We start from the raw sequence: 26254 nt of genomic DNA, 5'->3' as shown, positions 1-26254 counted from the left end.
CACGGATCATCTCCTACTGCCTACTGCCTACTGCCTACTGCCTACTGCCCTACCTTTGAGGTTCTCATGCCTTCCCACTTTCTCGGCATCGATGTCGGTACCGGCAGCGCGCGCGCCGGCGTTTTTGACGAGCGCGGCGAGCTGCTCGCTTCCGCCAAGCGCGACATCGCGCTCTTCGTCGAGCCCGGCGAGATCGCCGAGCAGTCGAGCCGGGACATCTGGCAGGCGGTGTGCGCCAGCGTGCGCGACGCGGTCGGGAAATCGGGCGTCGGTCCCGGGGAAATCGGCGGCATCGGCTTCGACGCTACCTGTTCCCTCGTGGTGGTCGGCGATGATGGCGAGGCTTTGCCGGTCGGTCGCTCGGGAGATAGCGACAGGAACATCATCGTCTGGATGGACCACCGCGCCCTCGACCAGACTAGGCGCATTAACGCCCTCCGGCACCCGGTCCTCGACTATGTCGGCGGCGTCATTTCGCCCGAGATGGAGACGCCGAAGCTTTTGTGGCTGAAGGAGAACCTGCCGGCGACCTTTGCCCAAGCGCGGCATTTCTTCGACCTCGCCGACTATCTCACATGGCGCGCCACGGGCAGCCTTGCCCGCTCGGTCTGCACGCTCGCCTGCAAATGGACCTATCTCGGCCACAAACGGCGCTGGGACGAAAGCTATTTCCATGCCGTGGGGCTCGGCGAGCTTGCCGACGAGGGTTTTATCCGCATCGGCACCGACGTGGTCGATCCCGGCACGGCGCTGGGCGCCGGCCTGACGGAAGCGGCCGCCGGTGAATTGGGACTGGTTCCAGGCACCGTTGTCGCTGCCGGGCTGATCGACGCCCATGCCGGCGGCGTCGGCACCGTGGGGGCTGCGGGCGAAGCCGGCACCATCGCCTCGCGCATGGCCTATGTGCTCGGCACCTCTGCCTGCACCATGGCAAGCAGCGAAGGCCCGGCCTTCGTTCCGGGAGTCTGGGGACCCTACTATTCCGCCATGGTGCCCGGGCTCTGGCTGAGCGAAGGCGGCCAGTCGGCGGCCGGAGCGGCCATTGATCTCCTGGTGCATTTCCACCCGGCCGAGGCCGAGGCCTCCGCGCGCGCCGCGGCCGAGGGCAAATCGCTGGTCGATTGGCTGGCTGCGGCCGCCACGGCGGGTTCGCCCGACCTGTCGGCCGCCGCCACACTCGCGGGAAGCATCCACGTCGTGCCCGAATTCCTCGGTAATCGCTCGCCTTTGGCCGATCCGGACGCGCGCGGCCTGATCGCCGGGCTTGGCACGGACCGTTCCGTCGATAATCTCGTCGGGCTTTACGTGGCCGGGCTTTGCGGGCTCGGCTACGGCGTGCGCCAGATCGTGGCGGCGATGGCGTCGTCCGGCCATGCGGTCGATACCATCGTCATCAGCGGCGGCGCCGGGCAGTCGCCGCTGGTGCGACAGCTGCTTGCCGACGCCGCCGGCTTGCCGGTCGCCGCCTCGCAATCGCCCGAACCGGTGCTGCTGGGCGCTGCGATGCTCGGAGCGGTCGCCGCCGGCCGGTATGCGAACCTTTCGACCGCCATGCCTGCCATGTCGCGGCTTGGCGAGGTTTTCACCCCGGCGACCGGTGAAATGCGGGCTTGGCATGACAGGCGCTACGAAGCCTTCCTGGCGCTGCAGGCGGTGGGACGCAGCATACGTTGAGAGACCGTTTTGTTTCTGCGCGATTTCGGACGCTTGGACCAGCGCGAAGGTTCGCTTGCCCCAACGAAGCAATCGCAGACTCCGGAGATCAGCGCAGCGTCCGAGCTTCGTCATCCACGGGCGGAGCGGGAGCGCAGCGGACGCGTAGACCCGAGGATCCATTCCGTGACCTTGGCCGTGGGATGCAGCGGAGTAGAATTCTGCACCGTAGAAGCGCCTCAAAGTAACGGAATGGATCTATGGTCTGCGCGCGTCGCTTCGCTCCTTGCTCCGCCATAGAATGACGAAATCGCGAAGGCCACGGCCAATCTCAATGTTGCAATTACCATTCAAAATTCTACGCCGAATTACATCCGGCTGGTAATCCAGGAAAAGCGGACGCGGTTTTCCGGTTGTCAGGCCCATCCTCGGCTCTACGCGTTCGCGGTGCTCCCGCTCCGCCCGTGGATGACGAAGTCCAAGCAAAATCCGCGTGACAAAAGTTGACGTTTACGTAAAAAGAAGGCGTGAGGCCGGCCCAAAGGTGGATGGCTTCGCTTCGGCCATGCGCCTACGCTCGGCCGGAATGGGAGGAGCAGACATGTATCGCGCGCCGGTCGAGGACATCGCCTTCACGCTGAAGCAGGTGGCGGGGCTGAAGCCGGCGCTTGACGCCGGCATTTTTGGCGATCTCGGCGAGGACCTTGTCGACGCGATCCTGGCCGAGGCCGGCCGTTTCGCCAGCGAGGAGGTTGCTCCGCTCTACAAGATCGGCGACGAGCAAGGCGCTGTGCTGAAGGACGCCGCCGTCACCACGCCGCCCGGCTGGAAGGAACTCTACCGGCGCTGGATCGAAGGCGGCTGGAACGCGCTGTCCGGTCCGGAAGAATTCGGCGCCCAAGGCCTGCCGACCATGCTCGGCGTCGCCGCGCTCGAAATGTGGAACTCCGCCGCCATGGCCTTCGGCATCGGCCCGACGCTGACCATGGGCGCGGTCGAGGCGCTCGACAAACACGCCTCGGAGGAACTCAAGGCCAAATACCTGGCAAAACTCGTCTCCGGCGAGTGGATGGGGACGATGAACCTGACCGAACCGCAGGCGGGCTCGGACCTCGCGGCCTTGCGTACGCGCGCCGAGCCGGTCGGCGACGGCACCTACCGCATCTTCGGGCAGAAGATATTCATCACCTACGGCGAGCACGATTTCACCGACAACATCGTGCATCTGGTGCTGGCCAGGCTGCCCGACGCGCCGGCCGGCACGCGCGGCATCTCGCTGTTTTTGGTGCCGAAGTTTTTCGTCAACGACGACGGTTCGCTCGGCGCCCGCAACGACGTCTTCTGTTCCGGCCTCGAGCACAAGCTCGGTATCCATGCCTCGCCGACCTGCACCATGATCTACGGCGACGGTTTTCGAGGCTCCACACCCGGCGCCATCGGGTGGCTGATCGGCGAGGAGAACAAGGGTCTGGCCTGCATGTTCACCATGATGAACAACGCCCGCCTTGCCGTCGGCATGCAGGGCGTGGCGGTGGCCGAGACCGCCACGCAGAAGGCGATCGCCTATGCCAACGAGCGCCGCCAAGGCAAGGTTTCCGCTTATACGGGCGCTGGCATGGCGCCGATCGTCCATCACCCCGATGTACAGCGCAACCTGCTCACCATGAAGGCGCTGACCCAGATCGCGCGCTCGATCGCCTATTCCTGCGCCCACGCCATCGACCGCGCGCGCGTCGACCAGGGCGAGGCCGCCGCCAATTGGCGCGACCGCGCCAACCTGCTGACGCCGCTCGCTAAAGCCTTCTCGACCGATGTCGGCGTCGAGGTCGCCTCCATCGGTGTCCAGGTGCACGGGGGCATGGGCTTCATCGAGGAGACCGGTGCCGCCGCGCTCTATCGCGATGCGCGCATCGCGCCGATCTATGAAGGCACTAACGGCATCCAGGCGATCGACCTTGTGGCGCGAAAGCTGCCGCTCGGCGGCGGCGAGCATGTGCATTCCTATATCGGCGAATTGAAAGCGGTGGCCGATGCGGTGCGCATCTCCAACATTGAGGGTTTCGGCCGCACCGCCGACAATCTCGACCGTGCGCTGGCCGATCTCGAAGAGGCGACGCGGTTCCTGCAGAAGCTCATGGCCGATGGCAAGACCGACGCCGCGATGGCCGGTGCCACGCCCTATCTGCGCCTGATCTCGCTCGCTGCCGGCGGCGCCTATCTGGCGCAGGCCGGGCTGGCCGACCGCGGCCGCGTCGCGCTCTGCCGCTTCTTTGCCGAGAACCTGCTCGGCGAGACGCGCGCCCTGAAGGAGCGTGTCGTCAATGGCGCCGAGAGCCTCGCCGCCGCCGGCAAGCAACTGATTTCCGCTTGACGTTCACAAGGAAAAAATCGTGACAGACCATATCCTCGTCGAGCGCCAGGGCGCCGTGCAGATCATCCGCATCAACCGCCCGGACAAGAAGAACGCGCTGACGCGCGCCATGTATGCGAAGATGTCGGCGGCGCTGGCCGAAGGCGATGCCGATCCGGCGGTCCGCGTCCATGTCTTCCTCGGCGTTCCAGGCGCCTTTTCCGCCGGCAACGACCTGGCCGATTTCCTGGTCATCGCCACAGGCGGCGAGGGCGGCAACGAGGTCTGGGATTTCCTGATGGCGCTGGCCAAGGCCGAAAAGCCGATGGTGTCGGGCGTCGACGGCATCGCCGTCGGCATCGGCACCACGCTCAACCTGCATTGCGACCTGACCTTCGCCACGCCGCGCACGCTGTTCCGCACGCCCTTCGTCGATCTCGGCCTGGTGCCTGAAGCCGGCTCCAGTCTGATCGCGCCGCGGCTGCTTGGCCGGCAGGGCGCCTTCGCGTTGCTCGGCCTGGGCGAAGGCTTTTCGGCCGAGCGCGCCAAGGCCGCGGGTATGATCTACGATGTCGTCGCGGAAGACTCCCTCGAAAGCGCCGTGTTGGCGGCCGCCGCCGACATCGCGGCCAAGCCGCCTGAGGCGCTGAAGATCGCGCGCGACCTGATGCGCGCGCCGCGCGAAGAATTGATCGCCCGCATCGAGGTCGAAAGCGAACATTTCCGCGAGCGGCTGACCTCCGACGAGGCGTGCGCGGCGCTGACTGCGTTCATGACGCGCAAGAAGGGCTGAGCCCTTCGCCTGCGGCACCGTTCAAGGATAAAGCCGCGTCTTGTCCCAGCCGGCGGCGTTGCGCGAGAAAAGGATGCGGTCGTGCAGGCGGAACGGCCTGTCCTGCCAGAACTCGATTGTCTGCGGCAGGATGCGGAAACCCGACCAATGTTTCGGTCGCGGGATCTCGCCGATGGCGTAGCGCGCCGTGTATTCGGCTACCGCCTTTTCCAGCGCGAAGCGGCTCTCCAGCGGCCGCGACTGTTTCGAGGCCCAGGCGCCGATGCGGCTGCCGCGCGGGCGTGTCGCGTAATAGGCGTCGGCCTCGGCGTCGCTGACGATCTCCACCGGCCCGCGTATCCGCACCTGGCGGCGCAGCGATTTCCAGTGGAAGCACATCGCCGCCTTCATGCTGCCAAGAATCTCGCGGCCCTTGGCGCTCTCGAAATTCGTGTAGAAGACAAATCCCTTTTCGTCGAACCCCTTGAGCAGCACCATTCTCACATCCGGCATGCCGTCGGCGTCGACGGTTGCCAGCGCCACGCCGTTGGGATCGTTGGGCTCGCTTTTGGTGGCGTCCTCCAGCCATGCGGCAAAGAGCCTGAACGGCTCCGCGGCCTCGGTGAAGTCACTGCTTGTTAACTCAGTTTCGTTCATAGTTTTCCGAATTTTTACCGTTGCGGGAGGAGTTGGCCGATTGTCGCGTATCGCGCAAGCTTTTGACAGCAGGCAATGGGGCGTTATCGCTTCTGCCAGCGTCAAGGCTGTGGTCGTGACGTTGGCGCTACCGCTTGCCGCTTGCGGTGCCGGCGGCTTCAGCCTCGAAAAGGCCGACGTCGACCGCTCGATCATCACCTCCAGCGCGCCGTCGTCGCCGGCTGCCCCGGCGGCTGATAAGGACTCCGACCAGACCACCATCGGCAACGCCGTTTCCTCCGCCGACTTGAAGGAGCTTGCCGGCCAAGCGGTGCCATGGGCCAATGCCGGGACCGGGTCCCGCGGCGCGATCACCGAACTGGTGGAACTGAAGGATGGCGGCCTGACCTGTCGCCGCTTCAGCGCCACGCGCGAGAGCTTCGACGGCGTCGCCCTCTACAAGGGCGAGCTGTGCCTAGCCGAGGCCGGCGGCTGGCGCATGCATGAATTCAAGGCGCTCTGATTGTCCGGCACTCTGATTTTCGGGCGCCAATTGCCCTTGCGCCACTGGAATTTCTTCCTATGCGAGCGCATATAGGAGGCGACTCATAAATCCATTCTCTCATGCAGGCAGGAAGCATGCGCGACCCCTATGAGGTGCTGGGCGTTGCCAAGAACGCATCGGCCAAGGACATAAAATCGGCTTACCGCAAGCTCGCCAAGAAGTATCATCCGGACCAGAATCCGAATGATCCGAAGGCGAAGGACCGTTTTGCCGCCGCCAACCAGGCTTACGAGATCGTCGGCGATGAGAAGACGCGCGCCGCCTACGATCGCGGCGAGATCGACGCCGACGGCAAGCCTAAATTCCAGGGCTTTGAAGGCGCAGCCGGCGGCGATCCGTTTGCCGGATTCCGCCGTCAGCAAGGCCCCGGCGGCGCGCATTTCGAATTTCGCAGCGGGCGCCCGGGCGGCGATCCGTTCGACGGCAACAGCGACATCTTCAGCCAGATTTTTGGCGATGCCTTCTCCGGCGCCCGCGGCGCCGGCCGGGCCGACCGCCGTCAGCCGGTCCAGGCCGCGGACCTCAACGTCACCATGGATATCAGCGTCGAGGAGGCAGCCACCGCCGATAAGGTGACGGCGATGTTCCCCGACGGCCGCAAGGTGGCGGTCAAGCTGCCGGCCTATGTCGAGGATGGCCAGACGATCCGCTTGAAGGGCCAGGGCGAGCAGGGTCCGGGCCAGCCTGGCGACGCGCTGGTCAAGATCCACATCCGCCGCCATTCGCGCTATCGCATCGAAGGCCGCGACCTGCATGTCGATCTTCCCGTCGATCTGGCCGATGCGGTGCTTGGCGCCAAAGTGGCGGTCGAGACGCCGACCGGCAAGCTCGCGGTCAACGTGCCCGCATGGTCGAGCTCGGACAAGGTGCTGCGCCTCAAGGGCAGGGGCCTGCCGGAAAAGGCAGGCGGCCATGGCGATCTCTATGCCCATGTTCGGCTGATGCTGCCGGAGGGCGGCGATGCCGAGCTCGAGGCCCTGATGCGCCGCAGAAAAGGCTGATTGAGGGAATTTTGTTCCTGTTGCAGTGTCTTTTGAGCGCTTGAAGGGGCTTTGTGCCTGTGCGATAGGCTCTCCACAAAGCAGATATTCTTGCGGAGAGCTTGCACATGGCGGGTGGACAGGGCCTGATGGCCGGTAAGCGGGGCCTGATCCTGGGCGTCGCCAACAATCGGTCGATCGCTTTCGGCATCGCCAAGGCCTGCGTCGATCACGGCGCCGAAATCGCTCTGACCTATCAGGGCGAGGCCTTCAGGAAGCGCGTCGAGCCGCTCGCGGCCGAACTCAACGCGCATGTCGCAGGCCATTGCGACGTCACCGACCCGGAAAGCCTCGACGCGGTCTTCGCCGACATCGCCAAGCACTGGGGCAAGCTCGACTTCCTCGTCCACGCCATCGCCTTTTCCGACAAGGACGAGCTCACCGGCCGTTATGTCGAGACGACGCGCGACAATTTCCTGCGGACCATGGACATTTCGGTCTATTCCTTCACCACCATCGCCAAGCGCGCCGAGCCGCTGATGACCGATGGCGGCTCGCTTTTGACGCTGACCTATTACGGCGCCGAGAAGGTGATGCCACATTACAACGTCATGGGCGTCGCCAAGGCGGCGCTCGAGGCCAGCGTACGCTATCTCGCGGTCGATCTCGGGGCCAAGAAGATCCGCGTCAACGCGATCTCCGCCGGTCCGATCAAGACGCTGGCCGCCTCCGGCATCGGCGATTTCCGCTACATCCTGAAGTGGAACGAGTACAATTCGCCGCTGAAGCAGACGGTCACCCAGGAAGAGGTCGGTGATTCCGGCGTCTATTTCCTGTCGGACCTGTCGCGCGGCGTGACCGGCGAGGTTCATCATGTCGATTCCGGCTACCATGTCGTCGGCATGAAGGCGGTCGACGCGCCGGATATCTCGACCGTCAAGGACTGATCCTCTCCGCTTATCCAGCGTCCAAGCAACTTCCAGGAAAAGTGCGAAGCGGTTTTCCGTCCGGAATTGCTTGAAAAGCAAAAAGCGCCCGACCTTGGAAGACCTGATGTATCCGCTCGTCTACATCGCGCGTCACGGCCAGACCGAGTGGAATGCCGAGCGCCGCCTGCAGGGCCAGGCCGATACCGATATCAACGAACTTGGCCGCGAGCAGGCGACGCAAAACGGCCGACGGTTGGCGGAACTCATCGGAAATCCTGCGGATTTCGATTTTGTCGCCAGCCCGATGCGGCGCACGCGCGAGACGATGGAGCTGATGCGCGCTGCGATGGGGCTCGATCCTTCCGCCTACCGCACCGATCCACGCCTGGTGGAGCTAAGCTTCGGCGACTGGCAGGGTTTCACCTTTGCCGAACTCGAAAAGCGTGTCCCGGGTTCGACCAAAAGTCGCCGCGCAGCGAAGTGGGATTTCCAGCCGCCGGGCGAGGGCGCGGAAAGCTACGAAATGCTGCTCGAGCGGATAAAGCCGTGGCTGGACGCGCTACGCCGGCCGACGGTCTGCGTCACCCATGGCGGCGTCATGCGCTGCTTCTTCCGCTTGGTCACTGGCATTTCCAAGGAGGAGGCCGCCAGCCTCGATGTCCCGCAGGACCGCCTGCTCCGGCTGGAGGGCCGCAGCCTGGAGTGGCTTTGAAGGCACTCCGCTTCGTCATTCTAGGGCGAAGCAGGAGCGAAGCTCCGTCGCGGAGACGCTAGGCGCGGCCTGGCGAATTCAGGTCAGGCCGAGTCGAAAATGGTGGGTTCCGAGAACCGGCCTACGCCGGCCGTAGCCTTCATAGCGCGGAGACCCTCATGAGAGCTTCGGCCGGCGAAGGCCGGAGCGGAGCGTACTTTTCATACGTGAGCACCGGAAGCGCAGGAAGCCGCCATTTGCAGGCCGGCCTCACCTGAATTCAGTTCTGGTCGCTGTCGGGCAACTGCATGTCCGTCACGACATTCTCGCCATTGGTCACGTCATAGGCGATGACGATGTCCATGCCGGGCTTCAGCGAGTCGATGTCGGTCTCGGCGTTGAGCTTGTAGGCCTTGCCGTCGTCGAGCGTCAGCGTCAGCGTGTCCTTGTCGACCTTCTTGATCAGGCCTTCGGTCTGGCCGGCGAACGCGGCGGCGGTGGAAATCAGCAACATGGCGCAGGCCGCGCCAATCAGGGTACGCATCGTCGTCCTCTTTAGGTCATTGCGCCGGCTTGTCAGCGGCGGGTCCTCAACGGCGGATGGGAAGAGAGCAGAAACCAACCGAATGTGTCAAAACTAAATCCGCCACATCACAGTTTGATGCACACCCGATCAGCGTTTGACCACTGTGGAAAACGCCAATAGAAGGCAGCCTTAACCGGGTTCCCTCACCGGGCAGGGCGTATCCTCATGTCGCACAACACATTCGGCCACCTCTTTCGAGTCACCACCTGGGGTGAAAGCCATGGCGCCGCGCTCGGCTGCGTTGTCGACGGCTGCCCGCCCGGCATCCGCTTCAAGCGCGAGGATATCCAGGCCGAGCTCGACCGCCGGCGGCCCGGACAGTCGCGCTTCGTCACCCAACGCCGCGAGCCGGACGAGGTCAAGATCCTGTCCGGCTTCATCCTCGACGAGGACGGCGAGACGATGATCACCACTGGCACGCCGGTGTCGATGCTGATCGAGAATGTCGACCAGCGCTCCAAGGACTATGGCGAGATCGCCCGCCAGTATCGGCCGGGCCATGCCGACTACACCTACGACGTCAAATACGGGCTGCGCGATCACCGCGGCGGCGGCCGCTCCTCGGCGCGTGAGACGGCAGCGCGGGTGGCGGCCGGCGCCCTGGCGCGCCGGATAGTGCCCGGCATGGTGGTGCGCGGCGCGCTGGTGTCGATGGGCGAAAAGTCCATCGACCGCGCCAACTGGAACTGGAATTTCGTCGGCGACGCCGAAAACCCGTTTTTCACCCCGGATCCGGCCTCGGTCCCGGTCTTCACCGCCTATCTCGACGGCATCCGCAAGGCCGGCTCTTCGGTCGGCGCGGTGATCGAGATCGTCGCCGACGGCGTGCCGCCCGGCCTCGGCGCGCCGATCTATGCCAAGCTCGACCAGGACATCGCGTCCGGCCTGATGTCGATCAACGCCGTCAAGGGCGTCGAGATCGGCAATGGTTTCGAGGCGGCCCGCATCACCGGCGAACAGAACGCCGACGAGATGCGCATGGGCAATGACGGCAAGCCAGTGTTTCTGTCCAACAACGCCGGCGGCATACTGGGCGGCATCTCGACAGGACAGGCGATTGTGGCCCGTTTCGCCGTCAAGCCGACCTCCTCGATCCTGACCCCGCGCCAGTCGATCGACAAGGACGGCAAGGATGTCGAGGTGGTGACCAAGGGCCGCCACGACCCGTGCGTCGGCATCCGCGCCGTGCCGATCGGCGAGGCCATGGTTGCCTGCGCGATCGCCGATCATTATCTGCGGCACAGAGGACAGACAGGAAGGGAGTAGGGGAATAGGGCAGTGGGGCAGTAGGCCAACGCTTGCCCGGTGGCCAAAACTTTTTCCTTCCCCTATTCCCTTACTGCCCTATTCCCCTACTCCCTTGCGAGCGAAGCGAGCGCCGATGCCATACGACCAGAAGAAGATCGTCGAAGCGATCCGCGCCTTCGAGCGCGGCGAGATCGTCGTCGTCATGGACGATGACGGGCGCGAGAACGAGGGCGACCTGATCGTCGCCGCCGTCCATTGCACGCCGGAGAAGATGGCCTTCATCGTCCGCAACACCTCCGGCATCGTCTGCACGCCGATGCTGCGCGAGGACGCGAGGCGGCTGAACCTTGCGCCGATGGTGGCGGATAATGATTCCGCGCACACCACCGCCTTCACCGTCAGCGTCGATTTCAAGCATGGCACCACGACCGGCATTTCCGCCGACGACCGCACGCTCACCGTGCGCAACCTTGCCAATGGCAATGTCGGCCCGTCGGATTTCGTGCGTCCCGGCCACATCTTCCCGCTGATCGCGCGCGAAGGCGGCGTCTTGATGCGCTCCGGCCATACGGAGGCCGCGGTCGATCTCTGCAAGCTCGCCGGTCTGCCGCCGGTCGGCGTCATCTCTGAACTGGTCAATGACGACGGCACGGTCAAGCGCGGGCCGCAAGTGCAGGCCTTTGCCGAGGAACATGGGCTGAAGCAGGTCTCGGTCGCCGACCTCATCGCCTATCGCCAGCGCAAGGAGACGCTGGTCGAACGCGTCGCCTGCTCCGACATCGACACGCCCGGCGGCAAGGCCCAGGCCTTCACCTACACGCTGCCCTGGGATTCCATGCACCATCTCGCGGTCGTCTTCGGCGACATCCGCGATGGCGAGGAGGTGCCGGTACGGCTGCATTCGGAAGATGTCGTCACCGACGTCTTCGGCACCAGCCACCGGCTCGACGGCATCATGAGGGCGATGGGCGAGCGCAGGCGCGGCGTCATCGTCTATCTGCGTGAAGGCTCGGTCGGTGTCGCCCATCAGGAGCGTAAGCGGCCCGCGAGCGGCGAGCGCGAGGACCACGAAGAAGCCCGCCGCCGCGAGAACGAATGGCGCGAGATCGGCCTTGGCGCCCAGATTCTCAGGGACCTGGGCATCTCCTCGATCAACCTGATCGCCTCGCGCGAGCGCCACTATGTCGGTCTTGAAGGATTTGGCATCCATATCGCCAAAACGGAGATTCTGTAGTCCGTCGAAGGACCTGACGCGCCAGAGGTCCTAGCGGCAGTCTGATTGATGGAAGCCTCCGCGACGCAGGCGATTGGCGGAAGCCTCCGCGACGTCGTCATCCACGGGCGGAGCAAGGAGCGAAGCGACGCGCGCAGACCCGAGGATCCATTCCGTGACCTCGAAGCGCCGCGACGGTTCAGAATTCTGCTCCGCTGCGCTCTATGATCAAGGTCACGGAATGGATCCTCGGGTCTGCGCTCCGCTTCGCGTCGCTCCGCCCGTGGATGACGAAGTCGCGAGGGTCTCGGCCAATTCCGAACGCTGGCGAAACGAGTGCTGGACGCTTCGTTCGATCACTCCGCCGGAACCACCGCCTCGCCCCTGTCCACATCGCAATCGTCCGTCGCCAACCGGCATTGACCGGCGAGCACGGTGACGAGCGCGACGGCGCCGGCCGCGACCGAAACCCAAAACCCGTTCTGCGGACCGAAAGTGTCGACCATCCAGCCGGCGGCGAAGGAACCCAGCGCCATGCCGATGCCGATGCCGGTCGTCACCCAGGTGACGCCTTCGGTGAGCATCGCCGGCGGCACGTGGCGCTCGATCAGGCCGAAGGCGGTGATGAAGGTCGGCGAGATCGCGACGCCGCTGACGAACACCGCCAGCGCCAGAGTCGGCACCGTGTCAACGAAGAGGAGCGGCAAGGTGGTGAGCGCGATCACGCTGACTGCAAGGGCCAATTGCCGCTGCAGCGGCACCTTGAGGCTGAGCGCGCCGACGATGATGCCCAGCACGAAGGATCCCAGTGCATAGACGCCGATGACGAGGCTCGCCGCCTCAGGCTGGCCAAGCTCCTTGGTGATCGCCACCGTCGTCACTTCCGTCGTGGCGAAGGTCGCGCCGACGAATATCAGTGCGAAGGTGATGATCTGCACCGGCCGCAGGCGGATCGCCGAGCCGGCCGCGCCATGTTCGGCCGGGCGGACCGGCGGCTCGGACGAGCGCTGCAGCAGGAATGCCGCCGAGCCGAGCGCAAGCAGCAATGTGCTGACCACCATGCCGGCTTCCGGGAACAGCGCGGCGCTCAAGCCCACCGACAGCGAGGCGCCGGCGACATAGACCAGTTCGTCGGCGGCCGATTCGAAGGCGAACGCCGTGTTGAGCTCCGGCCGGTCGCGGAAGATCTCGGTCCAGCGCGCCCGGACCAGCGCCGGGATGCTGGGCATGGCGGCGGCAAGTAGCGCCGAGCTGAACAACGTCCAGATAGGCCAGTGCTGGTTGGCCGCGACGATCAATGTCGCGAAGGAAAGCACCGAGACGAGCGTCATGGGTGCTGCGATCGCCGTCTGGCCACGTCGGTCCACCAGCCGCGACCCTTGCGGCGACAGGAAAGCATTGACCAGCGCGTAGGTCGCCGAGACGGCGCCGGCCAGCCAGTATTCGCCATGCGTCTGCGACAGCATCGCCACGATGCCGATCGGGGCCATGGCGATCGGCAAGCGCGCGATGAAAGCCGCCGCGGCAAAGCCTTTCGTGCCGGGAGCCCGAAAGATGTCCGAATAAGGGTTTCGCATGATCCTGCTCCTCGACAACGGCGCATACTAAAATTACATACGCTGCGTATGACTGTGAGATAGTTCATACGTCACGTATGTCAATTGGCATACGATGCGTATGTGAATAGGGCCAGAACCATGCACAGACCGCGCAAGGAGATGATCGCCGAGACGCGCGCCAAGCTGATCGCAGCCGCTCGCCATGCTTTCGGCACGATCGGCTATGCCGAGGCCTCGATGGACGATTTCACCGCGTCGGCCGGCCTCACGCGCGGCGCGCTCTACCATCATTTCGGTGACAAGAAGGGACTGCTGCAGGCGGTGATCGCCGAGATCGACGGCGAAATGGCTGTGCGGGTGAACGAGGTGGCTTCGAAAGCGCCCACCCGCTGGCAGCATTTCGTCGACGAATGCACCACCTATATCGAGATGGCGCTCGAGCCGGAAATCCAGCGGATCATGTTCCGCGATGGCCCGGCGGTGCTCGGCGATCCGGCGCAGTGGCCGAATGCCAGCGCCTGCACCGCCTCGATGACCAACCATCTGACCAGGCTGCAGGAAGAGGGCGAGGTCGTTCCGGAGCTTGATCCCGAGACGACCTCACGGCTGATCAATGGCGCCAGCAGCCAGGCCGCGCAGCGCATCGCCAATTCGACGGACCCCGAGGCGGCCTCGAAAAAAGCGATCACGGCCTTCAAGCAGTTGCTCGAAGGCTTGCGAAAGAAGCCTTGACGGCACGCTCGGGTAATCAAGCCACCGGCTTATGCACCGGTTTCGGGCCGGCGCAACCCTGCCGCGATTGACAATCGCCGGGGCGAGCGCATCCTCCACCGCCAACTCTGAAGGTGAGGGGAGTCGGGGCCATGTGGGACTTCAGCATCGCCAGATCCGTGTCGATCATGATGCGGACATGGCCGTTCATCGTCTTTCGCATGATCGTCTATTTTGGCATCACGGTCGCCTACATCATGGCGACCGGTACGGGCGCCAGCGTCGGCTACGGCGTCGGCCACATCTCCACCGATCCCGACGGCCCGATGTCCTTCGCGCTGTGGGGTGGCGTGGTCGGCTTCGGCGTCGTCTCGATCGCCGTCTACTGGATACGCGAATACATCCTCTATGTGTTGAAAGCGGGCCATATCGCCGTCATGGTGCATCTGATCGACGGCCAAGATGTCCCCGACGGCCAGGGCCAGATCGCCTACGCGAAGGAAGTGGTCACCCAGCGTTTTGCCGAGGCCAACATCCTTTTCGTCGTCGACCAGCTGGTCAAGGGCGCCATCCGAGCCATCACCGGCCTGATCGGCGGCATCGCCGCCTTCCTGCCCATTCCGGGCCTGAGCGGCATCGTCAGCTTCATCAACACGGTGATCCGCCTGTCGCTGACCTATGTCGACGAAATCATCCTCGGCTACAATATCCGCATCAATTCGAGCTCGCCTTTCGAGACGGCAAGGCAAGGCGTCGTGCTCTACGCGCAGAACGGCAAGCACATGGTCAAGAACGCCGTCTGGTTGGCGGCGATCATGTGGGGCGTGTCCTTCGTCATCTTCCTGTTGATGCTGGCGCCCGCGGCGGCCATTCTGTGGGTCATGCCGGGCCAGCTTGCCGGCTGGGCCTTCGTGCTGGCCATCGTCTTCGCCTGGGCCTTCAAGGCAGCCTTCATCGAGCCCTTCGCCATCGCCTCGCTGATGCAGGTCTATTTCGATGCCATCGAAGGCCAGGCGCCCAATCCCGAATGGGACCGCCGGCTCGCCGAGACCTCGTCCAAATTCAGGGAACTGCGCGACAAGGCGCTGGGCTCTTTCGGCGGCGGCTCGCGCTGGGATACGCCGAGGGCCGCCTGATCACGGCTTTGATGCGCTGCCGAGCTTTGCGATTGCCGATTTAAGCGGCGCCTCGCCGGCGCCCCGAAACGTCTCGCTCATGACCAGTTCGGGCAGCGGCAGGCGCTTGCCCCAGCCATGCGCCTCGAGGTCCGGCTTCGGCGCGAAGGCCGAGACGCGGCCGACGCACAGATAGGCGATCGGCGTGACATGCTCCGGGATCGCGAGAAGCCGCTTCAGTGCCTCGGTCTCGATGATGCTCACCCAGCCAACGCCGACACCTTCGGCCCGCGCCGCCAGCCAGAAATTCTGCACCGCGCAGACGGTGCTGTAGAGGTCCATCTCCGGATTGTGCCAACGCCCGAGCGGCGAATCCTTCGACCGCTGCCGGTCGCAGGTGATGCACAGGTTGAGCGCGCTTTCGCAAATGCCCTCGAGTTTCAGCTTGCGGTAGAGCGCCTGCCGTTCCGCCTCGATCGCCGGCAACTCCTGCTCGCGCGCGGCGAGGAACAGGTCGCGCACTTGTCTGCGCCGCTCGGCATCGCGGATGACGATGAAATTCCACGGCTGCATATAGCCGACCGACGGGGCGTGATGCGCGGCGGTGATGAGCCGCGCCAGCACATTGTCATCGAGATCGTCGGGGACGAAATGGCTGCGCACGTCGCGCCTGGTGAACATGGCCCGGTAGACCGCGTCGCGCGCCAATTGGTCAAAGTCGTCGCCGCTCGTGGCGATCGCTGCTGCCGTCATCGCTTTTCCCCTTGCGACAAGCAGTTCCCCGCCTGACCAAGCGGAAAACCATGTCTGCCGGGCCGGTCTTCTGGCTCGGGATCGTCCCGCATCCGGCGCCTTCCCGTCTTCGACAGTGGCGTTTGCCGGCGCGGTCCCCCTTACAGTGTTGGGCACGCCACGGAATTCAACCGTGTTCCCGATTCTCCCGCGTCGCGGGCACCAGGCAGCGACGCGACCTTACAGCGAAGCTTGGGCCGCGCCAATGGCGTTAGCGACACGGCAAGACGCGATTTTCCCCAGCCATTCGGCTGCCAAACATGGTCATTGCGGGCATAGGCCCCTAGATTAGGCGCCATGACCACCCGTCTCTACACGCATCCGATCTTCCTCGAACACCTCACGCCGCCCGGTCACCCCGAGCGGCCAGACCGCCTGCGCGCCATCGAGCGCGTGCTGGATGACGAGGCTTTTGCGGCGCTCGACCGCGTCAAGGCGCCGGAAGGCGACGAGAAAACCATCCTCTATGCGCACCCGGAGGATTTCGTCGAGCGCGTGCGCGGGGCGATCCCTGAGAGCGGGATCGTGTCGATCGACGCCGATACCAGCGCCAGCCCGAAAAGCTGGCAGGCCGTGGTGACGGCGATCGGCGGTGCCAACGCGGCGGTGGACGACGTCTTCGAGGGCCGTGCGGCAAACGTCTTCGTCGCCGCGCGTCCGCCTGGACATCATGCCGAAAAGACCACGGCAATGGGCTTCTGCCTGTTCAACACGGCGGCGATCGCCGCCCGATACGCGCAGAAGAAACACCAGGCCGAGCGCGTCGCCATCGTCGACTGGGATGTCCACCACGGCAACGGCACGCAGGACATCTTCTGGGACGACCCGTCGGTTCTCTACTGCTCGACGCACCAGATGCCGCTTTACCCAGGCACCGGCGCGAAGAGCGAGACCGGCGCCGGCAATATCGTCAACGCGCCGCTGGCGCCGCAGACCGGCAGCGATCTCTTCCGCGACGCCTTCTTGTCGCGCGTGCTGCCCTCGATCGACGCGTTCGCGCCGGACCTGATCATCATTTCCGCCGGCTTCGATGCGCACCATCGCGACCCGTTGGCCGAGATCAACCTGACCGAGGACGATTTCGACTGGGCGACCGGGCAATTGATGGAACGCGCCGGGCGCCATAGCTCCAACAGGCTCGTCAGCCTGTTGGAAGGCGGCTACGATCTGCAGGGACTGGCATTTTCAGTCGCCGCCCATGTCGGGCGGCTGATGAAGGGATAGGGTATGGCATTGGAAGGCAATGAGGACGTCAAGGCGATGAGCTTCGAACAGGCGCTCGACGCGCTGGAGAAGATCGTCGATGATCTTGAGCGCGGCGACGTTCCGCTCGACCAGTCGATCAAGATCTATGAGCGCGGCGAGGCGCTGAAGGCGCATTGCGACCGGCTGCTGAAAGCGGCCGAGGACAAGGTCGAGAAGATCAGGCTGTCGCGCGACGGCAAGCCGGTGGGAACTGAACCGCTGGACGCCGACTGAGGTGTTGATATTCAGGTGAGGCCGGCCTGCAAATGGCAACTTCCTGCGCTTCCGGTGCTCACGTACTTCAAGTACGCTCCGCTCCGGTTCTCGGAAACCACCATTTTCGGCTCGGCCTGACCTGAATCTCAACACCTCAGCGGATGATCTCAGACCGGGTAAGGGCAAAGAAAGCAGGTAAGGAGTTCAAGCCATGTGCCGCAACATCAAGACCTTGGCCAATTTCGAGCCGCCGGCGACCAATGACGAAGTGCATGACGCAGCGCTGCAATTCGTGCGCAAGCTGAGCGGCTCGACCAAGCCGTCCAAGCGCAACGAGCATGCCTTCTACCATGCCGTCGAGGCGATCGCCGCTGTCGCGCGCGAATTGATCGATTCGCTCGAAACCAATCAGGAACCGCGCAACCGCGAGGAAGAAGCTGCCAAGGCGAAGGCCAGGTCGGCGCTGCGTTTCGCCTGAGGATCCGACATGAGCTTCTTTCCGGGAAACGATCCTGAACCCGGCGATGCCTTCGCCTGCGACCAGATCGAGCTGATGGTCGTTCCGAACGCCAAGGACATTGGCGGCTTCGAGGTGCGCCGCGCTTTGCCGACAGCGAAGCGCCGGCTGGTCGGGCCGTTCATCTTCTTCGACCGCATGGGCCCGGCGATCCTGCGCGCCGGCCACGCGCTCGACGTGCGCCCGCATCCGCATATCGGGCTTTCCACCGTCACCTATCTGTTCGACGGCAGGATCAGGCATCGCGATTCGCTCGGCACCGAAATGGTGATCGCGCCCGGCGACGTAAATTTGATGACCGCGGGGCGCGGTATCGTTCATTCCGAGCGCACGCCGCAGGAATTGCGCGGCGCGCCGATGTCGGTCTCCGGCCTGCAGACCTGGCTGGCGCTGCCCGACGGCAAGGAGGAGATCGCTCCGGTGTTCGCGAACACGTCGGTGGCCCGCCTGCCGCAGATCGATGCCGAGGGTGTCAGCGGCCGCGTCGTCATTGGCGCGTTCTCAGGCCTTCGCTCGCCCGTGGCCACCGCTTCCGACACGCTCTACGCCGATCTCAGGCTGGCCGCCGGTGCCAGCGTGAAGATTCCGGCCGATGCCGAGGAGCGCGCCATCTACACGCTAGAAGGCGACGTCTCGATCGCCGGCGATGTTTTCCCGGCCGAGCGGCTCCTGGTGTTCAAGCCGGGCGAGGAGATAGTCGTTTCCTCCGAGCGCGGCGCGCATTTCATGCTGTTCGGCGGCGCTTCGCTGGGCTCCAAGCGCTACATCTGGTGGAATTTCGTCTCGTCCTCCAAGGAACGCATCGAGCAGGCCAAGCAGGAATGGAAGACGGGCCGCTTCGATATCGTTCCTGGCGATGAGGAAGAGTTCATCCCGCTGCCCGAGAACTAAGGTGTGTTGATATTCAGGTGAGGCCGGCCTGCAAATGCCGGTTTCCTGCGCTTCCGGTGCTCACGTACTTTGAGTACGCTCCGGTTCTCGGAATCCATCATTTTCGGCGCGGCCTGACCTGAATCTCAATACACCTTGCAGCGTAGCACGCGTCACTGACGCACATTTACATTCGCCCGCCGGCGGACTATTGCCGCGCATGATTATGGCGCAATCTGCTGGTAGCGCCGTGTTCGATCGATAAGGCAGGACGCGCCCGAGTGAAGCCAGACACGCCGCTGCTCGACAAGGTCCGCATTCCGGCGGATTTGCGGACGCTTGATGAGAGCGCGCTGCCGCAGCTTGCCGCGGAATTGCGCGCCGAGCTCATCGACGCTGTCTCGCAGACCGGCGGCCATCTTGGCGCAGGCCTCGGCGTCGTCGAGCTGACGGTTGCGCTTCATTACGTCTTCAACACGCCGGCGGACCGGCTGATCTGGGACGTCGGCCACCAGGCCTATCCGCACAAGATCCTGACCGGCCGCCGCGACCGTATCCGCACGCTGCGCCAGGAAGGCGGCCTTTCCGGTTTCACCCGGCGGGCCGAGAGCGAATACGACCCGTTCGGCGCCGCGCATTCCTCGACCTCGATTTCGGCCGGTCTCGGCATGGCCATGGCCCGCGACCTGTCGGGCGGCCGCAACAATGTCATTTCGGTCATCGGCGACGGCTCGATGTCGGCCGGCATGGCCTTCGAGGCGCTGAACAATGCCGGCGCGCTCGACGCCCGGCTGATCGTCATCCTCAACGACAACGACATGTCGATCGCGCCGCCGACCGGCGCCATGAGCGCCTATCTGGCGAGGCTCGCCTCTGGCAAGGCCTATCTCGGCCTGCGCGATTTCGGCAAGAAGCTGACATCCTATCTCGGCAAGCGCGCCGACCGCGCCATCACCCGTGCGGTCGAGCATGCGCGTGGTTACGTCACCGGCGGCACCTTGTTCGAGGAGCTCGGCTTCTATCACATCGGTCCGATCGACGGGCACAATCTCGAACATCTGATTCCGGTGCTGAAGAACGTCCGCGACAATGGCAAAGGCCCGGTGCTGATCCATGTCGTGACCCAGAAGGGCAAGGGCTACGCGCCGGCGGAAGCCGCAGCCGACAAATATCACGGCGTCAACAAGTTCGACGTCATCACCGGCGCGCAGGCCAAGGCGCCGGCCAACGCGCCCGCCTACACCAAGGTCTTCGCCGAAAGCCTGATCCAGGAAGCGCGCGAGGACGACCGCATCGTCGCCATCACCGCCGCCATGCCGAGCGGCACCGGCCTCGATCTCTTCGGCGAGGTGTTTCCGAAGCGAACTTTCGATGTCGGCATTGCCGAGCAGCATGCGGTGACCTTCGCCGCCGGCCTTGCTACTGAAGGCTACAAGCCTTTTGCCGCCATCTATTCTACTTTCCTGCAACGCGCCTATGACCAGGTCGTCCATGATGTGGCGATCCAGAAACTGCCGGTACGCTTTCCCATCGACCGCGCCGGTTTCGTCGGCGCCGACGGCGCCACCCACTGCGGCGCTTTCGATACGACCTTCCTGACCACGCTGCCGGGCTTCGTCGTCATGGCCGCCGCCGATGAGGCGGAGCTTCGCCATATGGTGCGCACCGCGGCGGCCTATGATGACGGCCCGATCGCCTTCCGCTATCCGCGCGGCAACGGCATCGGCGTCGACATGCCGGAGCGCGGCTCGCTGCTCGAGATCGGCAGGGGCCGCATCCTCAAGGAAGGGACCAAGGTCGCGCTGCTTTCCTTCGGCACGCGGCTGCAGGATTGCCTGTTGGCGGCCGAGGAACTTGGCGCTGCCGGTCTTTCCACCACCGTTGCCGACGCCCGCTTCGCCAAGCCGCTGGACGAGAATCTCATCCGGCGGCTCGCCCGTTCGCATGAGGTGCTGGTGACCGTGGAAGAGGGCGCCATCGGCGGCTTCGCCAGCCAGGTGCTGCACTTCCTCGCCCATGAAGGCCTTCTCGAAAGCGGCCTCAAGGTGCGCCCGCTGGTGCTGCCGGACGCGTTCACCGACCATGCCAAGCCGGAGAAGATGTATGCCGATGCCGGGCTGGATTCGGCAGGCATCGTACGCACCGTCTTCGCCGCGCTCGGTCGCGGCGTGCAGGCGCAGCGCGCCTGAATCAGAGCTTCAAGCGGTGAATCGTTTTGCCGGATGCCAGATGTAGGTATCTGTTAACGCTCCCGTTTGGCGGTTCGCTTACCCTGTCTCTTGGCCGATTTTCAACGGCGCCCTGCTAGAAGCTCGAGCCAGGCAGGGAGACAACCAAAAATGAAAACGCTTCTGTGCGGAGTAGCCCTTTTGGCGGCCGTGACGGCGTCGGCGGCAGCCGAAACACGTTACGACCGCAATCTCGAAAAGGCGGTGCTGGATATCGTTGCCGGCAAGATGGGCAATATTCGCGGCGGCTTCTCCTATAAGCAGGTTCCTCAACTCGTCGTGCTGCCGGATGCAGGTCCCGTCGCGCCCACTCCGGTTGAGCCGCCGCGCAAGCAAGCCTCCGGCAATGACGGCCTGATGCACGCCATCGAGCGCCAGGTTTCGCGCACCATTTTTTAGAACCACATATCGCGCACGCAGCGGCCGTCGCGCGGCAGGTCGTCAAAAGTGTCGAGGCCGTCGAAATGGTCGATCGGCAGGTCGGCGACCTCCTCGGGCGGCGCAAGCCTGACATTGACAGCGATGCGCGTGCGGCCGCTTTCGCCGGAGCGCAGGCCACGCCAGGCGACCACGCAGGCGCAGGTCGGACAGAACAGGATTTCCAGCGCGGGCTCCGCCACCTCGGCGCGTGTGTACGATTTCAGCGGTCCGGCGACGCGGATGCGCTCATCGACATAGTCATAGGCCCAGAGCGCTCCGTAGCGGCGGCAAAGCGTGCAATTGCATGCGGTGATACCACCGGGATCGCCTTCCAGCGTCCAATGAACTGCGCCGCAATGACAGGTACCCCTCAGCATTGCCACCTCCACCGGCTGACGAACCGCCTGTCCCTCTCGGCATTCTGCAGCCTCTTGCGCCATATTCAACCATTGCGTTCGCGCCCGGCTTTCGCCAATGAAGGCCGATGAGTTCCCCTTTGCCAGCCAGCCGGCGCCAGCGGCTCGACGAATTGCTCGTTGGGCGCGGTCTGTTTGCCAGCCGTTCGCGCGCCCGCGACGCGATCGAGCGCGGCACGGTGACGGTTGACGGCGCCGTCGCCCGCAAGCCCGGCCAGCCCGTCGCGCCGGACTGCCTGGTCGCCATCGACGATCCGGCGCGGGCCTATGTATCGCGCGCCGCGTTGAAGCTGATCGCCGGCCTCGACCATTTCGGCCTCGATCCTTCCGGCAGCGAGGCGCTCGACATCGGCGCCTCGACCGGCGGTTTTACCCAGGTGCTGCTCGAGCGCGGCGCGGCCCATGTCATGGCGATCGATGTCGGTCACGGCCAGATCCATCAAGACATTGCCGGCGACCCGCGTGTCACAGTGATCGAAGGACTGAACGCGCGCGATCTGACGGCAGCCGATCTCGGCGGCCGCGTTCCTGCTTTCCTTGTCTGTGACGTCAGCTTCATCTCGCTGAAGCTGGCGCTGCCGCCGGCGCTGGGATTGGCAGGTGAGGGCGCCAAGGCAGTTCTGCTGGTCAAGCCGCAATTCGAGGCGGGCCGCGAGGCCATCGGCAAGGGCGGCCTGCTCAAGGATCCGGGCGATGCCGGGCGCATTGCCGCAAATTTGCGCGACTGGCTGGCTGGCGTTCCCGGCTGGCGCGTGCTGGGACTCGAGCCGTCGCCGATCGAAGGCGGCGACGGCAACCGCGAGTTCCTGCTCGCCGCCATGAAGGACGAGCGATGAGCACACGCTTCACCATCGCGAGGCTCGGTTTGCAGGGCGACGGTATCGCCAATGCCGAAGGCGGGGAGGTCTTCATCCCGTTCACGCTACCGGGCGAAACGGTAACGGCCGCGCGCCAGAAGGACCGCGCCGCGCTGATGTCGGTATTGGAAGCCTCGCCGCTCAGGATCGACCCGGCCTGCCGCCATTTCACCGAATGCGGCGGCTGCGCGCTGCAGCATTACGAGGCCGAAGCCTACCGGCAATGGAAGCGCGAGAAGGTTGTGCAGGCGCTGAAGGCCAAGGGCATCGCTTGCGAGATCGCCGCGCTGGTGCCTTGCGCGCCGCACACCCGCCGCCGCGTCACCTTCAGCGCCAGGCGCACGGATGCCGGCATGCTGCTCGGCTTCGTGCGCGCGCTGTCTTCCGAGATCATCCCGATCGAGGAATGCCCGATCTCGCTGCCCGCGATCGTCTCGGCGCTTGATAAATTGCGCGCCCTGGCCGGGTTGGTCTGCGCCACCCCGAAGGCATTTCATATGACGGTGACCGTCACCGCTTCAGGCCTCGACGTGGCTGTGCACGATGCCGGCAAGCTTGGCGACCATCAGCGCCGTATCGCCTCCAATTTCGTCATGGCCGAAGGCCTGGCGCGGCTTTCCGTCGACGGCGAGATCGTCGTCGAGCCGAAGAAGCCGGTGGTGCAGTTCGGGCCCGTCGCGGTCGCCGTGCCGCCGGGCGCCTTCCTGCAGGCGACGGAGGCCGCCGAGCGGGCGATGGCAAGCCTCGTCGGCCAGCATCTGTCGCGCGCCAGGAAGGTCGCGGACCTGTTTGCCGGCTGCGGCAGCTTCGCGCTCAGGCTCGGCGCGCAATCCGAGGTCCATGCCGTCGAGGGCGATGCGCCGGCGCTTGCCGCGCTCGATCGCGCCTTCCGCTTTGCCAGCGGCCTGAAGCGGGTGACCAGCGAACGCCGCGACCTGTTCCGCCGGCCGCTGACCTTCAAGGAGTTGAACGCCTTCGACGGGCTGGTCTTCGATCCGCCGCGCGCCGGCGCCGAGGACCAGTCGAAGCAGATCGCCCGCTCCGACGTGCCGCTGGTCGCCGCGGTGTCCTGCAATCCGGTGACGCTGGCACGCGACCTGCGCATCTTGATCGATGGTGGCTACACGCTGAAGAGCGTCACGCCGATCGACCAGTTCCTGTGGTCGGCGCATGTCGAGGCCGTCGCGCTTTTGGAGAAGCCGAAGCGGCGGCGGTAGCTCGCGGCCGGAGGCTCGCGTGAAAATTGTGAAGCCTCTGTTCTTTCGACGAAATTGCGCCCTAAAGCCGCCTTTTTGCAGGGTCTTAATTCTGCGGTTAGGGAAACATTCCTGCCTCTCCGGCGTTGTCGCGTTGGACGAAATGGCGGACAAGGATGGCGGATTGCAATGCGCTCGCTTCGGAAAGTCATCGGCCTTGTCGTCGTTCTCATCGCGTTCGCCGTCGCGTCCACGACGGGCGCGCTCGCCCAACAGCAGAAGCGTCTCGCATTCGTCATCGGCAACGCCGCCTATCCGTCGGATGCGCTGGTCACCTCCGCGAATGACGCCGGTCTGATCGCGCAGACCCTGCAGGCAGCAGGGTTCGATGTCGTCGGCGCGCGCGATGTCGACCAGGAATCATTGCGTGGCGCGCTGCGCGATTTCCTTGGAAAGGTTTCCGCCGCCGGTCCGGACGCGACCGTTTTCGTATACCTCGCCGGCCGCGGCGTGCAGTTCGAAGGTGAGAACTATTTCTTGCCGGTCGATGCCCAGATCGCCAATCCGGCCGACGTGCCGCTGCAAGCCATGCGGCTCTCCGATATCACCAGGTCCCTGGCGGGACTGCCGGCGAAGGTCAATATCGTCGTTCTCGACGCGGCTCGGCCGAATGCGCTTCCGAAAATGAGCCAGCCGCTGGCCAGCGGTCTCGCGCTGGTCGACCCCGATCCCAACATGCTGATTGCGTTCAACGCGGCGCCTGGAACGGTTGCGCCGGAAGGTAAAGGCCCATACGGCGCCTATGCTCAGGCGCTCGCCGAGATGATGCGCGAAGGCGGCTTGTCGCTTGACGATGTTTTCGACCGCACGCGGCTACGCGTCAACGAGGTGACGCAAGGCGCCGAAATCCCGTGGGACGCCTCGAAGATCAACACGCCTTTCGTCTTCTTCGAACGCGCTCCGGACGCGCCGCCGCCGAAGGTTTCGGAGGCCGAAGAACGGGCCAACCGGACCAGGCCGATCCGCGACTTCAATGCGCATGACGCCTATGTCGCGGCACTCGATCGCGACACCATGCGCGGCTACGAGGAATTCCTCGTCGCCTATCCGCACGATCCGATGGCCAAGCGTGTGCGCGCCATCATCGCTGCGCGGCGCGAGGCGATCACCTGGCGCGAAACATGGCTGCGGGATACGCCGGAGGCCTATTGGTCGTACCTCGAGCGCTATCCGCACGGGCTGCATGCCTGGGACGCGCGCCGCCGGCTGGAGCATTTCGACGCCGAGCTCGAGCCACCGACGAGCTTCACTGTCATCGTCTACGACGTGCCGCCGCCACCGCCGGAGGAAATCATCTATGTCGATCGTCCGGTGCTCTATTTCGACGATCCCGATTTCGATTTTGAGCCGCCGCCCCCGATCGACGTGATATTCCTGCCGCCGCCGCCGCCGGATTTCGTCGTGCTGCCGCCGCCCCCGCCGCCGGTCGATGTCTACGTCCTGCCGACGCCGGTCTTCGTCCCCGTGCCGGTCTGGGTGAGGCCGCCGCGTGACATCGTGCCGCCGCCGAACGACATCATCTTCAACAACATTCACAACACGACCGTCATCAACAACACGACGATCAACAACGAGCCGGCCAATCAGGCTGGACAGCCGAGCGCCAACGCACCGAGCGGTCTCACCCTCGGGCAGAAGATGGCGGCTGGCGCGGGCGCGGCCGCACTGGCGGCCAAGGTGGCGCTGCCGCCGGTGCTGCAGAAAAGGGCGGTGCTGTTCAGGCAAAACCAGGGCGGCCAGCCGCCGAAGCCGGGCCAGGCTGCCACGCAGGGCCAGCAGCCTGGTGCGACGCCGCAATCGCTGAAGCCGGGCCAGGCTGTCACGCAGGGCCAGCAGCTGGGTGCGACGCCGCAGGCGAGGACGATGGGCAAGCTCTCGACCGATCACGCCTTGCCGGGAGCTGACGGCAAAGCGCTGCCGCTTGTCAACGGCAAGCCGGTGCTCAACGGCCAGAACGCGCCCAACAGGAAGGTGCTGGGCAAGCAAGGCACGGTGAGTGGCAACCAGCAGGCTACCGGGAATGCCGGCGCCCCCGTTAGGGGCAATGACCAGCAGAACGGAGCCGTCAACGGTCAAGACAAGAATAACAAGTTCCGCAAGTTGCCGACCGTCAATGGCGCGCCGGGCGAGAACGGGCAGAACGCCCAGCAGAGGTTCGGGAAGAACAATCCGAATGCGTTGTCCGGCCAGAACGAAGGCAGACCGAGGAAGCTGACACGCAAGGATCTGTCGGCAGGCCAGACAGCTGTCGGCCCGAGCGATCAAGGCACGGTCAACGGAGGCGATAGAGGTAAGAAGCTCCGCAAGCTGCCGACCGTCAATGGCGCGCCGGGCGAGAACGGGCAGAACGCTCAGCAGAGGTTCGGGAAGAACAATCCGAATGCGTTGTCCGGCCAGAACGAAGGCAGACCGAGGAAGCTGACACGCAA

General features: G+C 64.9%; 25 protein-coding genes and 1 riboswitch. Of the genes, 20 read left to right on the top strand and 5 right to left on the bottom strand.

The annotated features are described in order from the left end of the window. Positions 1 to 66: 66 nt before the first annotated feature. From LB529_RS09670 to LB529_RS09660, 3 genes are all read left to right on the top strand, one after another. The gene (locus LB529_RS09670; protein ID WP_224710944.1) at positions 67 to 1674 is read left to right on the top strand and encodes an FGGY-family carbohydrate kinase; all 1608 of its coding nucleotides are present in this window, start codon (positions 67 to 69) and stop codon (positions 1672 to 1674) included. Positions 1675 to 2254: 580 nt separating this feature from the next. Then, complete coding sequence (locus tag LB529_RS09665; RefSeq protein ID WP_224710943.1) at positions 2255 to 4024, top strand: acyl-CoA dehydrogenase family protein; 1770 nt, start codon at positions 2255 to 2257, stop codon at positions 4022 to 4024. A 19-nt stretch (positions 4025 to 4043) separates the two neighbouring features. After that, complete coding sequence (locus tag LB529_RS09660) at positions 4044 to 4796, top strand: crotonase/enoyl-CoA hydratase family protein (protein WP_224710942.1); 753 nt, start codon at positions 4044 to 4046, stop codon at positions 4794 to 4796. Positions 4797 to 4817: 21 nt separating this feature from the next. On the opposite strand, the gene pdxH is transcribed toward LB529_RS09660, so the two are convergent. Then, positions 4818 to 5537 (bottom strand): pyridoxamine 5'-phosphate oxidase, encoded by a 720-nt coding sequence (pdxH, locus tag LB529_RS09655; RefSeq protein WP_411962463.1) that lies wholly within the window; start codon positions 5535 to 5537, stop codon positions 4818 to 4820. Here pdxH and LB529_RS09650 point away from each other — a divergent pair. The 4 genes from LB529_RS09650 to LB529_RS09635 all read left to right on the top strand — a co-directional run bounded on the left by LB529_RS09650 (position 5473) and on the right by LB529_RS09635 (position 8597). Continuing rightward, a complete protein-coding gene (locus LB529_RS09650) occupies positions 5473 to 5934 on the top strand; it encodes an RT0821/Lpp0805 family surface protein (protein ID WP_224710941.1) in 462 nt (153 codons plus the stop codon). The two genes, pdxH and LB529_RS09650, sit on opposite strands and share 65 nt — an antisense overlap. 116 nt (positions 5935 to 6050) lie before the next feature. Then, on the top strand, positions 6051 to 6977 hold the full coding sequence (locus LB529_RS09645; protein WP_095767150.1) for a DnaJ C-terminal domain-containing protein: 927 nt from the start codon (positions 6051 to 6053) through the stop codon (positions 6975 to 6977). A gap of 107 nt (positions 6978 to 7084) precedes the next feature. Next, complete coding sequence (fabI, locus tag LB529_RS09640; RefSeq protein WP_095766743.1) at positions 7085 to 7903, top strand: enoyl-ACP reductase FabI; 819 nt, start codon at positions 7085 to 7087, stop codon at positions 7901 to 7903. Between the two features lie 106 nt (positions 7904 to 8009). Next, positions 8010 to 8597: a histidine phosphatase family protein gene (locus LB529_RS09635; protein ID WP_140845847.1), complete on the top strand. Its 588-nt coding sequence runs from the start codon at positions 8010 to 8012 to the stop codon at positions 8595 to 8597. Positions 8598 to 8856: 259 nt separating this feature from the next. Here LB529_RS09635 and LB529_RS09630 read toward each other — a convergent pair whose 3' ends face one another. Then, positions 8857 to 9120 (bottom strand): DUF1344 domain-containing protein, encoded by a 264-nt coding sequence (locus LB529_RS09630; RefSeq protein WP_041002438.1) that lies wholly within the window; start codon positions 9118 to 9120, stop codon positions 8857 to 8859. Between the two features lie 207 nt (positions 9121 to 9327). On the opposite strand from LB529_RS09630, the gene aroC reads away from it, so the two are divergent. Beyond that, the gene (gene aroC, locus LB529_RS09625; RefSeq protein WP_224710940.1) at positions 9328 to 10428 is read left to right on the top strand and encodes a chorismate synthase; all 1101 of its coding nucleotides are present in this window, start codon (positions 9328 to 9330) and stop codon (positions 10426 to 10428) included. A 115-nt stretch (positions 10429 to 10543) separates the two neighbouring features. After that, the gene (gene ribB, locus LB529_RS09620; protein WP_224710939.1) at positions 10544 to 11644 is read left to right on the top strand and encodes a 3,4-dihydroxy-2-butanone-4-phosphate synthase; all 1101 of its coding nucleotides are present in this window, start codon (positions 10544 to 10546) and stop codon (positions 11642 to 11644) included. A gap of 335 nt (positions 11645 to 11979) precedes the next feature. Here the strand turns inward: ribB and LB529_RS09615 are convergent, their stop codons facing one another. Continuing rightward, positions 11980 to 13200, bottom strand: a complete 1221-nt coding sequence (locus tag LB529_RS09615; protein ID WP_224710938.1) for an MFS transporter — start codon at positions 13198 to 13200, stop codon at positions 11980 to 11982. A gap of 120 nt (positions 13201 to 13320) precedes the next feature. Here LB529_RS09615 and LB529_RS09610 point away from each other — a divergent pair, with 120 nt between their 5' ends. Beyond that, the gene (locus LB529_RS09610) at positions 13321 to 13914 is read left to right on the top strand and encodes a TetR/AcrR family transcriptional regulator (RefSeq protein ID WP_224710937.1); all 594 of its coding nucleotides are present in this window, start codon (positions 13321 to 13323) and stop codon (positions 13912 to 13914) included. Between the two features lie 131 nt (positions 13915 to 14045). Further along, the gene (locus tag LB529_RS09605) at positions 14046 to 15029 is read left to right on the top strand and encodes a hypothetical protein (RefSeq protein ID WP_224710936.1); all 984 of its coding nucleotides are present in this window, start codon (positions 14046 to 14048) and stop codon (positions 15027 to 15029) included. On the opposite strand, the gene bluB is transcribed toward LB529_RS09605, so the two are convergent. After that, the gene (gene bluB, locus LB529_RS09600; RefSeq protein WP_224710935.1) at positions 15030 to 15761 is read right to left on the bottom strand and encodes a 5,6-dimethylbenzimidazole synthase; all 732 of its coding nucleotides are present in this window, start codon (positions 15759 to 15761) and stop codon (positions 15030 to 15032) included. Between the two features lie 42 nt (positions 15762 to 15803). Then, positions 15804 to 15982: riboswitch (cobalamin riboswitch) on the bottom strand. 115 nt (positions 15983 to 16097) lie between these two features. Here bluB and LB529_RS09595 point away from each other — a divergent pair. From LB529_RS09595 to LB529_RS09570, 6 genes are all read left to right on the top strand, one after another. Beyond that, on the top strand, positions 16098 to 17024 hold the full coding sequence (locus LB529_RS09595) for a histone deacetylase family protein (protein WP_224710934.1): 927 nt from the start codon (positions 16098 to 16100) through the stop codon (positions 17022 to 17024). A gap of 3 nt (positions 17025 to 17027) precedes the next feature. After that, a complete protein-coding gene (locus tag LB529_RS09590) occupies positions 17028 to 17279 on the top strand; it encodes an exodeoxyribonuclease VII small subunit (RefSeq protein WP_095766752.1) in 252 nt (83 codons plus the stop codon). Between the two features lie 193 nt (positions 17280 to 17472). Next, positions 17473 to 17739: a DUF2277 domain-containing protein gene (locus LB529_RS09585; protein WP_095766753.1), complete on the top strand. Its 267-nt coding sequence runs from the start codon at positions 17473 to 17475 to the stop codon at positions 17737 to 17739. Between the two features lie 9 nt (positions 17740 to 17748). Continuing rightward, complete coding sequence (locus tag LB529_RS09580; protein WP_140847990.1) at positions 17749 to 18669, top strand: pirin family protein; 921 nt, start codon at positions 17749 to 17751, stop codon at positions 18667 to 18669. A gap of 260 nt (positions 18670 to 18929) precedes the next feature. Further along, positions 18930 to 20837: a 1-deoxy-D-xylulose-5-phosphate synthase gene (dxs, locus tag LB529_RS09575; protein ID WP_224710933.1), complete on the top strand. Its 1908-nt coding sequence runs from the start codon at positions 18930 to 18932 to the stop codon at positions 20835 to 20837. 189 nt (positions 20838 to 21026) lie between these two features. After that, complete coding sequence (locus tag LB529_RS09570) at positions 21027 to 21275, top strand: hypothetical protein (RefSeq protein ID WP_224711073.1); 249 nt, start codon at positions 21027 to 21029, stop codon at positions 21273 to 21275. On the opposite strand, the gene LB529_RS09565 is transcribed toward LB529_RS09570, so the two are convergent. Continuing rightward, on the bottom strand, positions 21272 to 21673 hold the full coding sequence (locus LB529_RS09565; RefSeq protein ID WP_095767151.1) for a GFA family protein: 402 nt from the start codon (positions 21671 to 21673) through the stop codon (positions 21272 to 21274). The genes LB529_RS09570 and LB529_RS09565 overlap by 4 nt on opposite strands. Before the next feature lie 107 nt (positions 21674 to 21780). On the opposite strand from LB529_RS09565, the gene LB529_RS09560 reads away from it, so the two are divergent. From LB529_RS09560 to LB529_RS09550, 3 genes are all read left to right on the top strand, one after another. Next, positions 21781 to 22548: a TlyA family RNA methyltransferase gene (locus LB529_RS09560; RefSeq protein ID WP_224710932.1), complete on the top strand. Its 768-nt coding sequence runs from the start codon at positions 21781 to 21783 to the stop codon at positions 22546 to 22548. Continuing rightward, positions 22545 to 23786 carry a class I SAM-dependent RNA methyltransferase gene (locus tag LB529_RS09555; protein ID WP_224710931.1) on the top strand — a complete coding sequence of 414 codons (1242 nt, stop codon included), beginning with the start codon at positions 22545 to 22547 and terminating at the stop codon, positions 23784 to 23786. The genes LB529_RS09560 and LB529_RS09555 overlap by 4 nt, the downstream gene beginning before the upstream one ends. Before the next feature lie 168 nt (positions 23787 to 23954). Further along, on the top strand, positions 23955 to 26254 hold a 2300-nt coding region (locus tag LB529_RS09550), incomplete at its 3' end, for a caspase family protein (protein WP_224710930.1).

Origin of the sequence: Mesorhizobium sp. CA5, assembly GCF_020165105.1 — a bacterium.
In the GTDB taxonomy this organism is placed as follows: domain Bacteria; phylum Pseudomonadota; class Alphaproteobacteria; order Rhizobiales; family Rhizobiaceae; genus Mesorhizobium.
This window is presented reverse-complemented; position numbering and strand designations above follow the sequence as displayed.

Bases quoted from the DNA above. Each gene is read 5' to 3' on its own strand.
- LB529_RS09580 (WP_140847990.1), top strand. From the start codon at position 17,749: ATGAGCTTCTTTCCGGGAAACGATCCTGAACCCGGCGATGCCTTCGCC.
- LB529_RS09665 (WP_224710943.1), top strand. From the start codon at position 2,255: ATGTATCGCGCGCCGGTCGAGGACATCGCCTTCACGCTGAAGCAGGTG.
- LB529_RS09645 (WP_095767150.1), top strand. From the start codon at position 6,051: ATGCGCGACCCCTATGAGGTGCTGGGCGTTGCCAAGAACGCATCGGCC.
- LB529_RS09615 (WP_224710938.1), bottom strand. From the start codon at position 13,200: ATGCGAAACCCTTATTCGGACATCTTTCGGGCTCCCGGCACGAAAGGC.
- LB529_RS09585 (WP_095766753.1), top strand. From the start codon at position 17,473: ATGTGCCGCAACATCAAGACCTTGGCCAATTTCGAGCCGCCGGCGACC.
- bluB (WP_224710935.1), bottom strand. From the start codon at position 15,761: ATGACGGCAGCAGCGATCGCCACGAGCGGCGACGACTTTGACCAATTG.
- fabI (WP_095766743.1), top strand. From the start codon at position 7,085: ATGGCGGGTGGACAGGGCCTGATGGCCGGTAAGCGGGGCCTGATCCTG.
- LB529_RS09555 (WP_224710931.1), top strand. From the start codon at position 22,545: ATGAGCACACGCTTCACCATCGCGAGGCTCGGTTTGCAGGGCGACGGT.
- LB529_RS09560 (WP_224710932.1), top strand. From the start codon at position 21,781: ATGAGTTCCCCTTTGCCAGCCAGCCGGCGCCAGCGGCTCGACGAATTG.
- LB529_RS09565 (WP_095767151.1), bottom strand. From the start codon at position 21,673: ATGCTGAGGGGTACCTGTCATTGCGGCGCAGTTCATTGGACGCTGGAA.
- aroC (WP_224710940.1), top strand. From the start codon at position 9,328: ATGTCGCACAACACATTCGGCCACCTCTTTCGAGTCACCACCTGGGGT.
- ribB (WP_224710939.1), top strand. From the start codon at position 10,544: ATGCCATACGACCAGAAGAAGATCGTCGAAGCGATCCGCGCCTTCGAG.
- LB529_RS09635 (WP_140845847.1), top strand. From the start codon at position 8,010: ATGTATCCGCTCGTCTACATCGCGCGTCACGGCCAGACCGAGTGGAAT.
- LB529_RS09605 (WP_224710936.1), top strand. From the start codon at position 14,046: ATGTGGGACTTCAGCATCGCCAGATCCGTGTCGATCATGATGCGGACA.
- LB529_RS09670 (WP_224710944.1), top strand. From the start codon at position 67: ATGCCTTCCCACTTTCTCGGCATCGATGTCGGTACCGGCAGCGCGCGC.
- LB529_RS09630 (WP_041002438.1), bottom strand. From the start codon at position 9,120: ATGCGTACCCTGATTGGCGCGGCCTGCGCCATGTTGCTGATTTCCACC.
- LB529_RS09610 (WP_224710937.1), top strand. From the start codon at position 13,321: ATGCACAGACCGCGCAAGGAGATGATCGCCGAGACGCGCGCCAAGCTG.
- LB529_RS09590 (WP_095766752.1), top strand. From the start codon at position 17,028: ATGGCATTGGAAGGCAATGAGGACGTCAAGGCGATGAGCTTCGAACAG.
- LB529_RS09595 (WP_224710934.1), top strand. From the start codon at position 16,098: ATGACCACCCGTCTCTACACGCATCCGATCTTCCTCGAACACCTCACG.